General features: G+C 65.1%; 11 protein-coding genes. 3 read left to right on the plus strand and 8 right to left on the minus strand.

What is annotated here, in order from left to right:
* The first annotated feature begins 19 nt into the window (after positions 1 to 19).
* Complete coding sequence (locus tag BWQ92_RS05715) at positions 20 to 445, plus strand: very short patch repair endonuclease (RefSeq protein ID WP_076798682.1); 426 nt, start codon at positions 20 to 22, stop codon at positions 443 to 445.
* 21 nt (positions 446 to 466) lie between these two features.
* On the opposite strand, the gene BWQ92_RS05720 is transcribed toward BWQ92_RS05715, so the two are convergent.
* The gene (locus BWQ92_RS05720) at positions 467 to 1,222 is read right to left on the minus strand and encodes a response regulator transcription factor (RefSeq protein ID WP_076798683.1); all 756 of its coding nucleotides are present in this window, start codon (positions 1,220 to 1,222) and stop codon (positions 467 to 469) included.
* A 101-nt stretch (positions 1,223 to 1,323) separates the two neighbouring features.
* Here BWQ92_RS05720 and BWQ92_RS05725 point away from each other — a divergent pair, with 101 nt between their 5' ends.
* Positions 1,324 to 2,991: a sensor histidine kinase gene (locus BWQ92_RS05725; protein WP_076798684.1), complete on the plus strand. Its 1,668-nt coding sequence runs from the start codon at positions 1,324 to 1,326 to the stop codon at positions 2,989 to 2,991.
* A 54-nt stretch (positions 2,992 to 3,045) separates the two neighbouring features.
* On the opposite strand, the gene BWQ92_RS05730 is transcribed toward BWQ92_RS05725, so the two are convergent.
* Positions 3,046 to 3,594 carry a TetR/AcrR family transcriptional regulator gene (locus tag BWQ92_RS05730; RefSeq protein ID WP_076803528.1) on the minus strand — a complete coding sequence of 183 codons (549 nt, stop codon included), beginning with the start codon at positions 3,592 to 3,594 and terminating at the stop codon, positions 3,046 to 3,048.
* 347 nt (positions 3,595 to 3,941) lie between these two features.
* On the opposite strand from BWQ92_RS05730, the gene BWQ92_RS05735 reads away from it, so the two are divergent.
* Positions 3,942 to 4,361: a hypothetical protein gene (locus BWQ92_RS05735; RefSeq protein ID WP_076798685.1), complete on the plus strand. Its 420-nt coding sequence runs from the start codon at positions 3,942 to 3,944 to the stop codon at positions 4,359 to 4,361.
* On the opposite strand, the gene BWQ92_RS05740 is transcribed toward BWQ92_RS05735, so the two are convergent.
* The 6 genes from BWQ92_RS05740 to BWQ92_RS05765 all read right to left on the minus strand — a co-directional run bounded on the left by BWQ92_RS05740 (position 4,358) and on the right by BWQ92_RS05765 (position 12,566).
* Positions 4,358 to 5,554 carry a 5-methylcytosine restriction system specificity protein McrC gene (locus tag BWQ92_RS05740; RefSeq protein WP_076803529.1) on the minus strand — a complete coding sequence of 399 codons (1,197 nt, stop codon included), beginning with the start codon at positions 5,552 to 5,554 and terminating at the stop codon, positions 4,358 to 4,360. The two genes, BWQ92_RS05735 and BWQ92_RS05740, sit on opposite strands and share 4 nt — an antisense overlap.
* Positions 5,555 to 5,729: 175 nt before the next feature.
* Positions 5,730 to 7,961 carry an McrB family protein gene (locus tag BWQ92_RS05745; protein ID WP_076798686.1) on the minus strand — a complete coding sequence of 744 codons (2,232 nt, stop codon included), beginning with the start codon at positions 7,959 to 7,961 and terminating at the stop codon, positions 5,730 to 5,732.
* Between the two features lie 54 nt (positions 7,962 to 8,015).
* Positions 8,016 to 8,288: a hypothetical protein gene (locus tag BWQ92_RS05750; RefSeq protein ID WP_335633102.1), complete on the minus strand. Its 273-nt coding sequence runs from the start codon at positions 8,286 to 8,288 to the stop codon at positions 8,016 to 8,018.
* A 2-nt stretch (positions 8,289 to 8,290) separates the two neighbouring features.
* A complete protein-coding gene (locus BWQ92_RS05755; protein WP_076803530.1) occupies positions 8,291 to 8,719 on the minus strand; it encodes an acyl-CoA thioesterase in 429 nt (142 codons plus the stop codon).
* A gap of 56 nt (positions 8,720 to 8,775) precedes the next feature.
* Positions 8,776 to 10,836, minus strand: coding sequence for an ABC transporter ATP-binding protein (locus BWQ92_RS05760; RefSeq protein WP_076798687.1), 2,061 nt, complete (start codon positions 10,834 to 10,836; stop codon positions 8,776 to 8,778).
* Positions 10,833 to 12,566 carry an ABC transporter ATP-binding protein gene (locus tag BWQ92_RS05765; protein WP_076798688.1) on the minus strand — a complete coding sequence of 578 codons (1,734 nt, stop codon included), beginning with the start codon at positions 12,564 to 12,566 and terminating at the stop codon, positions 10,833 to 10,835. The genes BWQ92_RS05760 and BWQ92_RS05765 overlap by 4 nt, the downstream gene beginning before the upstream one ends.
* Positions 12,567 to 12,642 lie beyond the last annotated feature (76 nt).

A 12,642-nucleotide genomic window follows, 5' to 3' on the forward strand; every position in this document is an offset into this window, starting at 1 on the left:
GCCGGCCTAAACTGGGAGCATGGCGGACCGGCTGACACCTGAGCAGCGCAGCTGGAACATGTCCCGGATCCGGGGCAAGAACACCAAGCCCGAGCTGCTGGTGCGCCGCCTCCTGCATGCCAAGGGCTACCGGTATCGCCTGCACGGGGCCTCGCGCGGCGTCAAGCTGCCGGGAAACCCCGATCTCGTCTTCGCCGGCCGGCGCAAGGTGATCTTCATCAACGGCTGCTTCTGGCACTTCCATGACTGCAAGGTGGGCCAGCACTCCCCCAAGGCCAACGCCGAATTCTGGGAAACGAAACGCACCCGCACGCGGGAGCGCGACGCCAGCCAGCGCCGTCAGCTCGAAAACGACGGCTGGGACGTACTCACCGTCTGGGAGTGCGAGCTCAGGGACCTCTCCGCCGTGGAGCAGCAGCTGGAGACGTTTCTCGCAGCAGGCTGATCGGGAGCGAGGCCACGGGCCTCAGTGCTCGGCGGGAGCCAGCCGGTAGCCCACGCCGCGGACGGTCTGCAGCCAGCGCGGATTCTGTGCGGAATCGCCGAGTTTCTTGCGCAGGTTGCCCATGTGCACTTCCACGGACCGCTCGTCCGCTTCGCTGATGTAACTTCCGACGTCGTATGGTTCGTCCCGTAGACGGCGCACCAGGTCCGCTTTGGTACGGACCATGCGGCCCGCCTCGAGCAGGGCATGCAGCAGGTCGAACTCGGTGCGCGTCAGGCTCAATTCATGGCCGTCAACGGCAACGGTGCGGGATTCGTAACTCAGATCCAGGCCGTTGTGGGTGTACTTCCGCGCCTCACTCACAGCGGCGGCAGGTGAGCCGCCCTCTTCGGCAAGGTCCGGCGTCGAACGTGGGCGGCGCATCATGGCCGCAACCCGGGCACGCAGCTCGCGCGGCCGGAACGGCTTGGTGAGGTAGTCGTCTGCACCCGACTCAAGTCCGATCAGGGTATCCAGCTCTTCTGCACGGGCAGTGAGCATAACGATGTATGCGTCGGAGAACTGGCGGATCTGCCGGGCGACTTCGAAGCCGTCGATGTCCGGCAGTCCGAGGTCGAGCGTGATGACCGCCGGGTCAAGTTCCTTGGCGGCGAGAACACCCTCGGCTCCGCTGCTTGCCGCACGCACTTCAAAGCCCGCCTGCGTCAAAACAACGCGCACCAATTCGCGAATATCGTGGTCATCCTCAATGACCAGTCCTACGCGTGTATCACCCATCGCAGCCCCCTCAGCCCGCTACATCCCGTCTGCAGTATAGCTCCCGGCGGATATCCTGCTCCTATGCGTTTCTCACGCCCCGTCCAGATGGACCATCGCCCATGAGCAGTACCTGGAAAGACTCATCCGGACGGATCCGGTTCTTCCGGCGGCCTTTCCACGAGTATTCCCTGCGGGGCAGGGTGATGCTGAGCCAAATGCCGCTGTCCGTCACGGTAGGAATCACGGCTTTTCTTATCTTGGCGTTCTTCCCAGAAACGCTGCTAAATCCCCTTTTCATCAGTTTTCTGCTGTCACAGGCGGTAATACTGATCCTCTGTTTTGCCGTGCCCTGGCAGCAGCTTCCCTACCCCTCTTTCCTGGTGATACCGCTCTTGGATCTGGTTTCGATTTCCCTCGGCAGGGAGGGAGGCCAGGACAGCCTGACGGGACTGAGCCTGATGGCGGTTTTTCCGGTGATCTGGCTATGCGCGTCCGGGCTGTTCCCCAAGACGGCAGTGGCACTGTCCTTCTTCGGCCCTTTGGGAATCATCTGGGTACCGCTGTTTCTCCGCGGCGACGTCTCAGGTCCGGGCCTTGCGCGCTCCTTCCTGCTGCCAGTAATGATGCTTGGTATTGGAGTCACAGTGTCCGTCATGACGCTCAGCATGGTCCGGCAGCAGCGGGATCTCGAGGAGAAGGACTCCCAGCTTCGCGGTGTGCTGACCGGAAGCAAGCGCCAGGAACGGCTGTTGAACACTGTTCTGGACACGGTGCACCTGGGCGTCCTCGCCGTCGACGCCCAGGGCAATGACATCCTGATGAACCGCAAGCAGCGCAAGCATCACCAGCTGGCCACGCCGCCAACCATTGACGATCCCAACGAATCCCAGCTGCTGGTGTTCGCCGCCGACCGGACCACGCTGGTCCCCACCGACCAGCGGCCCGTCCGGCGCGCGATCCTCGGCGAGGAATTCACCGACTACCTGGTGTGGCTCGGAGCGGGAGCCGAACAACGCGCAATATCCACCAGCGCGCGGCCCATGCAGGACCAGGACGGCAATTTCGCCGGCTCCGTCATTGTGTTCAGCGACGTCACCGAGCTGGTGAACGCGCTGACCGCCAAGGACGACTTCGTCTCCAACGTCTCGCACGAATTCCGGACTCCACTCACTTCGATTCTTGGTTACGTTGAGCTTCTGCTGGACGACGACGACGATCTCACCGACTCCCAGCGCGGCCCGCTGGAGATCATCCGGCGAAACTCCGAACGGTTGCTCACACTGGTCTCGGATCTGCTCTCCAGCCGCAACGGCCAGCTGCTGGTCACCCCGGAGGCGGTGAACGTGGCTGAGCTGGTACGCACCAGCGTCACCGCCGCCCTGCCGCGTGCCGCAGAATCGGGCATCCAGCTGCGAGCCGACGCGCCGGCCACGCTTGAGGCCCAGATCGATGCCGCGCGCATCTCCCAGGTGCTGGACAACCTCGTCTCGAATGCGATCAAGTACTCTCCCGACGGCGGCGACGTAGTGGTGTCGCTGCGGTCCGAGGACGGCCACATGGTATGCAGCGTTAGCGATACGGGCATGGGCATGAGCCAGCAGGACCAGGAGGAGGTTTTCGCCAAGTTCTTCCGGTCCGCGGCCGTCCGCAATTCGACGATTCCCGGCGTCGGGCTGGGCCTGTCCATCAGCAAGGCCATTGTGGAAGCCCACGGTGGGCGCGTCTCGCTCGCCAGCGAGGTGGGGAAAGGCACCACGTTCACGTTCGCGGTGCCCGTGCAGAACTGAGTTCTGCATCGAGCTATCCATAGCGGAGAGATCCGGGTGCTGCGCCCTTCGCTGCTATGCCCGGTGGTCCTCGATCAGCCATCTGCCCAGCCGGCGCGCACGCCGGGCCGCGTCCAGGTCGCCCTCCGCCGCCGAGATGATCGAGCCCTTCATCAAAATGTGCCATGAGCGGGAAAAATCGTCAGTCCGCTGCAGCCCGGCCTCGTCCGCGAGCTGCTTCACGTGTTCCCGGATCTTGGCGAGGTAGTCGATGCTGGCCCGACCCAGCGGGTGGGAGGCGCCCATTTCCAGCAGCACATTGATGAAGGAACAGGCTTCAAAGTCCGTGCGGTGGAACCAGTCCGTGAAGACGTCAAAGATGGCGAGCAGCTGCTGCTCGGGAGCGTCCGCCCTGCGCCGGGCCTCCCCCATGATGGAGTTGACTGTCCAGACCTGGTCGCGTTTCTCGAGGAACGCCAACACGAGCTCATCCTTGGAAGCGAAATGGCGGTAGAAGGTGGCTTTTGCGACGCCCGAGCTGCTGATGAGTTCATTGATGCCGACATCCCGGATGCCGCGCCGGGCGAAGAGGTCGTACGCGGAGTTCACGATCCGTTCGCGCATCCTGGCAACACCGGACGCCGCAATCTCCTCGCCAATCGTCCGTCCTCCCGTTGTGAACGGGAAACCTTCAGTGGCGGCCGGCTGCGGCCCAGTCTGAAGCATTCCGGAAGGTGGTCTCCCGGCGCTCCACTGCTGGGAGCTGGGTACCTCTGCCATTGCGATTATTCTATCGCAAAAGGCGAGACAGACCTGTCTGTCTTGGGATATTGTTCTTAGTAAGTCCGTACAGTTTTCGGGTGCTTCTGCTCCTGTTTGAGTGCATGGTCTTCAGTTGCAGGCGCCTAGGCAAATGGTCCTGCCCGGTCACTGCCCCACACTGAGGCATACCTGAAAGTTGGACTGTCAGCATGGCAGACTATCTCCGGTGGGACGCCCACAACTTTCTCCACTCTGATGCGTATTTCCACGCGGCCGACTTCCGGGTGGCTGAGCCGTTCTCATCCCCGTCAGAGAATGCGTGGCCAGATGGCCCTCCCGACCAAGGCGTGGACGTGGACCGCCCCAACAACAACTCCTTGCGGTGGCAGGTCCTGGGCATCATTGCGTCTGTGCTGGAGGACAGCGATCCAGCCTGCGCCGGTGCCAGGCAACGGCTTCGGCAGTGTCTTGCGCACAACGTCGGGTCCCCGGAAAAGGCCCTCCTCGAGCATCTTCATGCCCTTCACGATTCAGAGCTGCACACTTCCGAGCTGCACGATTCTGAGGTGGAAAGCACCGAGGTGTACGGTTCTGCACCTCACGGCGAGCCGGAGGAACAGCGGGCCTAGCGGCCCAGGCTCGCCTGGCGCACCACTTCTCCCCAAGACTGCTGGGCAAGGTCGGCGACGGCTGCCAGGATCTCCGACGGCGGCCGTGAAAGATCCAGCGGAAACTCCACAATGTCGATGTCGGTGTTGAGGATGCGCCTCAGCTTCATCTCGCCCGCTCCGGCGTAGATCAGCCATGCCGTGGGAACGCGCAACGCCGTGCAATAGGCCAGCATCTGGAAATGGTCCGCCGTAAGCGACGCGCCCTGATCGCTGCCGGCGCGGTACTGGGCGTCGTACACCACCACCGGCCGGCCGCCCAGCAGGTGCACGGCGTGCGGGTTCACGGTCAGCCGGTCAGAGTCCCGGACGGCCTCGTTCAGCATCGCGTTGTACTGCAGCCTCATCTCGCCGGGGAAGGCCGCCATGGCCCGGCGCAGCGCCGCACCGACGAAATCCTCAAAGACCTGGGCCATGTCGACGACGAACGATGCCGTCTGCTGCTTCCCCTCCCCCGCTTCCGCGGATGCATTGCGCAGGATGACCTCCGAGAGCCGCAGGGCGGCGTGGTAGCGGAGGTTCAGCCGGCTGGCCCGCCACGGCGGAAGCGGAGCGCCCGCGTGGAGGCGGGTGACGTCGTCGAGCTTTCCCTTGAGCTGCCGCAGGCGGCTAAGGACATCCGGGCGGACTCCCGGGACGCGGGACATGCGGTCCAGGGCGGCGCGCAGGATGCGGTTTTCCGGGATGTCCTCAGTGAACTCGTCGTACGACACTTCCAGCGGCACCAGCATCCCCGGCCGGCGGGAGATCTGGTCCGAGATCCGGATGCGGCCCTTGACCGTGCGGAGCGAGTCGTGCACGGTCACGTACCCCTGCAGGACGCCACGCTGGAGGGCGCGCTCGGCGAGTTGCGCCAGGGATGCCGCCAGGGCACTCCACAGCTCGGCGTCCTCGTCCGCCTCCACGGTATCGTCGCGGAAGCCCTGGTCCCCGGCGTAGCTCAGGAGGAAAAGCAGCCGGTTCAGCCCCAGCCGGCCCTTGGGCCGCACGTCCAGCTGCACCTGCGGAGTGCGTACCGACCCCACCCTGCCGAGGGTCTCGATCCGGAACAGCCCCATGCCCATGGGTGTTGCCTTGGCCAGGCCGCTGGAGTTCACGAAGGCGGCGCTGTCCGGGTCGAGCTTCTCCACGGTGCCGCCGGAGAGCTCATCCAGGACGATGTGCCGCCTGCCCGGGGCGGAGCCAAGGCTGCCGCGGCTGCCGCGGGCAGCGGCGCCGGAACCGGCCGCCGCCGGGAACCCACCTGCCGTCGGGGAAACGGCCGCCGAGCCCGCCGTCGGGAAACCCGCGGGGGCACGGAAGCCGGCCGTCAGGCCGAGGCCGGCGGGACTAGCGAGCCGCAAGGCGTCCCAGCAGCTGGTCCAGCCCGAAGCGTTCCTCAAGCTGGGCCCGGTTCAGCTGTCCGTGGTAGTGCTCCTCCAGCAGCGGCATGAGTTCGTACTTCCAGATGCGGCGCAGGCCGGCAGGGGTCTGCGCGGCCTTCTTCATGAAGTAGGAGGGCCCGATCATGAGATCGCGGTCCCATTCATCGATCGCCTGGTTGAGCGCATCGAGGAGCAGCGCCGGCGTGGTGTCCAGCTGCCGTGCTTCCAGGAACCGCAGCAGCGATCCCTTCACCGGTTCGGTCTGCGGGTGCAGTTCGATGAACGCGAAGCGGCGGCGGATTGCGGCGTCCATCATCGCGATGGAGCGGTCCGCCGTGTTCATGGTGCCGATGATGTACAGGTTGTCCGGGAGCGTGAACGGCTCGTTTGGGCTGTACTGCAGGTAGATCCGGTCATCGCGGTATTCCAGCAGGAAGTACAGCTCGCCGAACACCTTGGCCAGGTTCGCCCGGTTCATCTCGTCGATGATGAGGAAGTGCGGCTTCGACTCGTTGCCCGGCTTCGCCGCCTCCTCCGCGAGCCGGCGCAGCGGACCGGCCACGAGCTTGAAGGAGACCTGGCCCTCGTCCGTCTTGTCCGGCCGGTACCCCTCGAAGAAGTCCTCGTAGGCATAGGAGGGGTGGAACTGGACGAGCTTCACGCGCTCGTCGGTGCTGTCCTGCGCCAGTTCCGCAGCGAGGTGCTTGGCCAGGTAGGTCTTGCCGGTTCCCGGCGGCCCGTACAGGACCAGCTGCCGGTTCTCCTCCAGCAGGTCGGCAATCTCCTGAAGCGGCTCCACCTCCATGTGGAGGGAGTCCGCGAACTCCTTGGTGACGGGGCGGAAGCCGCCCAGCACGGGGAGGGCGACGGTGGCCGGTGACGCGTCTGCGTCGGGCTCGGTTTCCGCTTCCGCCGGGAGCAGCGCCTGCAGCGCCTGCACCACCCGGGTCACGTCGACAACGATGCCCGACGTGGCCAGCTGGCGCTGGATGTGCCGCGGCAGGTCGGTCATGGCGTGCGCCTCGTCGAACCAGCGCACCTTGCGGCGCAGCCGCCGGTTGTCGCCGTTGTGGTCCGGCTCCCCGAGCACGACGCCGATGCGCACCGTACCGGCGCTCTGGTACAGCGCGAGGTCGCCCGGCTTCATCACGGTCAGGAAGGCGAAGATGGCGGTTTTGGTGTCCTCCCGCTCCACGTAGCCGAGGTGCTTGTAGTCCTCGTCAACGGCGTGCTGTACCAGCCCCGCCGTTACGCCGGGGTCAAGCAGGCGGAGGTGTTCGACGTCGAGCGTCACCTTCTCCTCTGCATGCCAGGCAGCCAGGAGCTCGGCGTTGTCGTGGTGGGTGCGCAGCAGCCAGGCACGGCGGCCCGGGTCCCCGACCTTGCGCCACTGGCTCACCAGCTGCCGGGAGTACCAGTCGATGCGCTGGCCTGCCTGCTCGTCCAGGTGCAGGCGGATGCGGCGGATGTCGGCGGTGATTTCCTCCTCGCTGTCCCCCTTCGCGCCGCCGACGAGGGAGGCGAAGGCGTCCCTGATCTCCTGGCGTTCGATGTCGGCCACCACCGGCTCGAAGTAGCTGGGCCAGGCGAGGTATTCGATGCTGCGCCGGATGGCCGGCTGATCTTCCGGCGTGCCCGCAGCCAGCTGGTGGAAGGCCAGCGGATCCTTCAGCGCCTGGCTGATGACCGCGGTGGACTGCCGGTCGACGTAGTGCACAAACCGGCACAGCCACTTCAGGTGGTCCCAGATGGTCCAGTTGAACTCCGCAGTCCGGTCGCGGATGACGCCGTGGTCGGTCATGCCGCGGTACAGCTCCTCGGGGAGCTCGAGCGGCGGCTCCAGCCAGGACGCTGCCTCGGCGACCCGCGCCCGCTTGACCTTGAGCGACTTGACCTCGTGCGCCAGCGGCAGCGACTGCAGGAAGAGGAGCTCCACGGCCAGTTGCTTCGCGGAAGGGGACGCGTCCGCCAGGTTGTGCCGCAGGTTGGTCATCATCGGCGCCTTGGCGTCGGCGACTCCCCGCTCGAGCCGTTCCAGCAGCTCCGCCGCGGCCTCCGCTGTCCACGTCTGCGTGCGGCCGTCCAATGCCGACGGCCTGCCCTGAAGACCGGCACCAAGCACGAACCAGGCGGCTTCCTCGATCTCTTTGGAGACTCCGAGGGCGCGGTGCATGGCAGGCTTTGGGGCGGGGGTCATGCGTTCAAATTTACAGGGTTAAGCTGAGCGCCAGCACCATGCCCGAAGGTAAGGCTACTTCCGGGTAGGAGCGGGCAGCCGCTTCCTGCCGAAGGCGAAATAGCAGCTCGGGCCGATGAAGTTGATAAGGGTTGCCAGCCGCCAGAACAACTTAGAGCCGCGGACCTGCTCGGCCGGGCGGCGTGAAAGGTCGCGCTGGGCCGCCGTGAGGTAGGCGAGCTGCGCAGCTCCGATGACGATCGTGCCGATGCGGGCGGCAGGGGGAAGTTCCTTCCAGGACTTCTTCTTCCAGGCCATGTCTTTCCTTCCCAGGTTCCGCTTTCCCACGGTCAATGCTCCTTGCGCTCAATGAAGGGCTCCAGCAGCTGCTTCTGTTCCGGAGTCAGCCGCAGCACCCTTCCGGTGGCTTCATCAACGAAGGCCAAATGGCTTGAGGCCTTCACACAATCGTCGCCAGTTACCGGGTCCTGCACAAGGTAGTGGATATCGAAGCTGGCGCCCTTGACTGCGCCGACCCACACTTGGACCACCGCCGGAATGTTGCGGTACTCGAGGGTCTTCACGTACCGGATCCTGTGGTCCACCACGAGCGCCATGGTGCCCTGGGGAACCGTGTTGAACAGCGACACGTGGGGATCGATCCCCGGCAGCCCGGCACCGGCGGGCGGGCCGAAGGCGGCGATGCGGGCCTCCTCCAGCATGCGCACGATCTGGACGTTGTTGATGTGCCCGTAGGCGTCCATGTCCCCCCAGCGCATGGGCACGGGCACCTCGATGCGCCGGGGAGCCGGGTGGCCTCCGGGCTTGTGCGCGCTCAGCTGCGCACCGCCGTCGAGTCGTCCACGGCCGTCTCTTCGGCATCAGCGCCCGCAAACTGCGACATGTACAGCCGGTAATAGGCGCCTTCGGCGGCGAAGAGGGTGTGGTGGTTGCCCTGCTCCACGATCTTGCCGTTCTCCATGACCAGAATGGTGTCGGCGTCGCGGATGGTGGAGAGGCGGTGGGCGATGACGAAGCTGGTCCGGTCCGTGCGCAGTGCAGCCATGGCCTTCTGCACCAGGAGTTCGGTGCGCGTGTCCACGGAGCTGGTGGCCTCGTCCAGGATGAGCAGCGAGGGGTTGGCCACGAACGCGCGGGCGATGGTGATGAGCTGCTTTTCACCCGCGCTGACGTTGTTGCCCTCCTCATCGATGACGGTGCTGTAGCCGTCGGGAAGTGCCCGGACGAAGCGGTCCACGAACGTGGCCTTCGCCGCCGCCATGACCTGGTCCTCGGTGGCGTCCAGGTTGCCGTACCTGATGTTGTCGTAGATGGATCCGCCGAACAGCCAGGCGTCCTGCAGCACCATGCCCACCTTGGACCGCAGCTCGGCGCGGCTCAGCTGGGTGACATCCACGCCGTCGAGCGTAATGGAGCCGGAGTTGAGCTCGTAGAAGCGCATGACCAGGTTCACCAGGGTGGTCTTGCCCGCGCCGGTGGGGCCCACGATGGCCACGGTATGGCCCGGCTTGGCAGTGAAGGACAGGTCCTCGATCAGCGGCTTGTCCGGCGTGTAGCTGAACGTGACGTTTTGGAACTCCACATGGCCATCGGTCTTGGCCGGCAGATGCTGCGTGGCGGTCTCGGTGTCCTGCTCATCCGCGTCCAGGAACTCGAACACCCGCTCGGCCGATGCCACGCCGGACTGCAGCATGTTGGCCATGCCGGCCATCTGCCCCAGCGGCTGGGTGAACTCGCGTGAGTACTGGATGAAGGCCGTGGCGTCGCCGAGGCTCATGCTTCCCGAGGCGACCCGCAGGCCGCCCACCACCGCGATGCCGACGTAGCTGAGGTAGGAGACGAACTGCATCACGGGGAAGATGATGCCGGACACGAACTGCGCGCCGAAGCTGGCCTTGTACAGGGCCTCGTTGCGCTCCTCGAAGCGCTCCAGCATGTCGGCTTCGCGGCCGAAGACCCGCACCAGGTCGTGCCCGGAGAAGGACTCCTCGATCTGGCCGTTCAGCTCACCGGTGTTCTTCCACTGCGCCGCAAACAGCTTCTGGCTCCGCGCGCCGATCACACCGGCCGCAGCCCCGGACAGCGGCAGCGCGATGAGGGCGATCAGCGCCAGCTGCCACGAGACGATGAACATCATGATGACGATGCCAAGCACGGTCAGCACCGAGTTGATGAGCTGGGCGAACGCCTGCTGCAGCGCCTGCTGGACGTTGTCGACGTCGTTGGTCACCCGGGAGAGCACGTCACCGCGCTGGCGGGTGTCGAAATAGTTCAGCGGCAGCCGGTTGAGTTTCTTCTCGGTGTTGTCGCGGAGCTGCCGGATCACCTTCATGACGATCCTGTTGAGGATGTGGCCCTGGAGCCACAGGAAGATGTTGGCCACGAAGTACATCAGCAGCACGGCTGAGATCAGGACGGTCAGCTTCTGGAAGTCGATGCCGGTTCCGGGCACGAGCTCCATCCGGGAGACCATGTCCGCGAAGTTGTTCTGCCCCTGCGCCCGCAGTCCCTCGACGAACTGGTCCTTGCTGACGCCGGCGGGCAGCTGCTTGCCCACGACACCGCCGAAGATCACATCCATTGCCTGGCCCAGCACCTTGGGGGCAATGACGTTGAGGATCACCGACACGATCACCATGCCGACGACGACGTAGATGCCGGCGGCTTCCGGTTTCAGCAGGCCCATGAGCCGCTTGGCCGAGGGCCAGAAATGCTGGGCCTTCTTGGCCGGCATCGCACCAAACATGCCGCCGTCGGCCTCACCCGGCTGGTACTCCTCCTCCACGAAGTCGTCATCCTCCAGCACTGCGCCCTGGTCTGCTGCCGTCGTGGAGTTTTCGGCGGGGTTTTGGCCGCCCTTCTGGTCGGCGCTCATGCCACTTCCTCCACGCTCAGCTGGGACTCAACAATTTCCTGGTAGGTGGGCGACGTTTCGAGGAGTTCCTGGTGCGTTCCCCGGTCCACGATCCTGCCGTTGTCGAGCACCAGGATCTGGTCCGCTTCCGTGATGGTGGAGATGCGCTGCGCGACGATAATGACGGTGGCATCAGCGGTGGTGCGTTTGAGCGCGGCACGCAGCCGGGCGTCCGTGGCGACATCCAGGGCGGAGAAGGAATCGTCGAACAGGTAGACCTTAGGCCTGGTGACCAAGGCGCGCGCGATGCAGAGCCGCTGGCGCTGGCCGCCGGACACATTGGTGCCGCCCTGGGCGATGCGGGATGCGAGCCCGTTTTTCTTCTCTTTCACGAAACCGTCACCCTGGGCCACATGAAGGGCGTCCCAGAGTTCGTCGTCGGTGGCTTCCGGATTTCCAAACCGGAGGTTATGTCCGATGGTTCCGGAGAACAGGTAGGGCCGCTGCGGAACCAGGGCAACGCGCCTGGTGATTTCCGCACGGTCCAACTGGCTGACGGGGACGCCATCGAGGAGTACTTCACCGTCCACGACGTCGTAGAGCCGCGGCAGCAGTGACAGCAGGGAGGTCTTGCCTGCACCGGTGGAGCCGATGATCGCCACGGTTTCCCCGGGCCGGGCGGTGAAGCTGATGTTGCTCAGGACCGGCGCCTCGGCCCCCGGATAGGCGAAGCTGACGTTGCGGTACTCCACCACGCCTTCCAGCTGTCCTGGGGTGACCGGCTGCCGGGGCTCATGGATGGAGGGTTCGACGTCGAGCACCTCGCCGATGCGGTCCGCGCAGACGGACGCGCGCGGGATCATCATGGCCATGAAGGTGCCCATCATTACGGCCATCAGGATCTGGAGCAGGTACTGCAGGAATGCTGTCAGGGCGCCGACCTGCATGTCGCCCGAGTCCACCCGCTGGCCGCCGAACCAGAGCACCGCCGCGGTGGACAGGTGCAGGATCATGCCGATGGCGGGAAACATCAGAACGAACAATGCGCCGATCTTCAGCGAGACGTCGGTCAGTTCCCTGTTGGCCTGGCCGAACCGCTCCGTCTCGTAGGGTTCCCGGACGAAGGCCCGGACCACGCGGATGCCGATGATCTGCTCGCGCAGGACCTCGTTGATGCGGTCGATCTTTGTCTGCATGGAGCGGAACAGCGGAATGAGACGCACGACGAGGTAGCCCACCACCACGAAGAGGACCGGGACCGAAACCCAGACCAGCCAGGACAGGTTGATGTCCTCACGCAGGGCCATGATGATGCCGCCGATGCACATGATGGGTGTGGACACCATGAAGTTCAGGCCCATCAGCACGAGCATCTGGACCTGCTGGACGTCGTTGGTGCCGCGGGTGATCAGGGTGGGCGCGCCAAACGCGTTGACGTCCTTGGCGGAGAAGCTGGTCACCTTGCGGAAAACACCGCGGCGGAGATCCCGGCCCACGGCCATGGCCGTCTTTGACCCGAAGTAGACCCCGGCAATGGCCGTGCCCACCTGCAGGAAGGCCACCAGGAGCATGAGCGCCCCGGTGCGCCAGATGAAATTCGTGTCGCCGCGGGAGACGCCCTCGTCGATGATCTGTGCGTTAAGGCTGGGCAGGTAGAGCGCCGCGATGGTGGATGCCAGCTGGAAGGCGATCACAGCAAGGATGTACGGCAAATACGGTTTGGAGTAGCGCCGTATCAGGGTGACGAGCATGCTCACGGGTCCTTCGGGAGAGCGCGAATGAGTCAAGAGAAGTAATAGCAGACGGGTCTGACAGCAAAGCCATCCA

This window comes from Arthrobacter sp. QXT-31 (assembly GCF_001969265.1).
In the GTDB taxonomy this organism is placed as follows: domain Bacteria; phylum Actinomycetota; class Actinomycetes; order Actinomycetales; family Micrococcaceae; genus Arthrobacter.

Bases quoted from the DNA above. Each gene is read 5' to 3' on its own strand.
- BWQ92_RS05715 (WP_076798682.1), top strand. From the start codon at position 20: ATGGCGGACCGGCTGACACCTGAGCAGCGCAGCTGGAACATGTCCCGG.
- BWQ92_RS05720 (WP_076798683.1), bottom strand. From the start codon at position 1,222: ATGGGTGATACACGCGTAGGACTGGTCATTGAGGATGACCACGATATT.
- BWQ92_RS05725 (WP_076798684.1), top strand. From the start codon at position 1,324: ATGAGCAGTACCTGGAAAGACTCATCCGGACGGATCCGGTTCTTCCGG.
- BWQ92_RS05730 (WP_076803528.1), bottom strand. From the start codon at position 3,594: ATGCGCGAACGGATCGTGAACTCCGCGTACGACCTCTTCGCCCGGCGC.
- BWQ92_RS05735 (WP_076798685.1), top strand. From the start codon at position 3,942: ATGGCAGACTATCTCCGGTGGGACGCCCACAACTTTCTCCACTCTGAT.
- BWQ92_RS05745 (WP_076798686.1), bottom strand. From the start codon at position 7,961: ATGACCCCCGCCCCAAAGCCTGCCATGCACCGCGCCCTCGGAGTCTCC.
- BWQ92_RS05755 (WP_076803530.1), bottom strand. From the start codon at position 8,719: ATGCGCTGGGGGGACATGGACGCCTACGGGCACATCAACAACGTCCAG.
- BWQ92_RS05760 (WP_076798687.1), bottom strand. From the start codon at position 10,836: ATGAGCGCCGACCAGAAGGGCGGCCAAAACCCCGCCGAAAACTCCACG.
- BWQ92_RS05765 (WP_076798688.1), bottom strand. From the start codon at position 12,566: ATGCTCGTCACCCTGATACGGCGCTACTCCAAACCGTATTTGCCGTAC.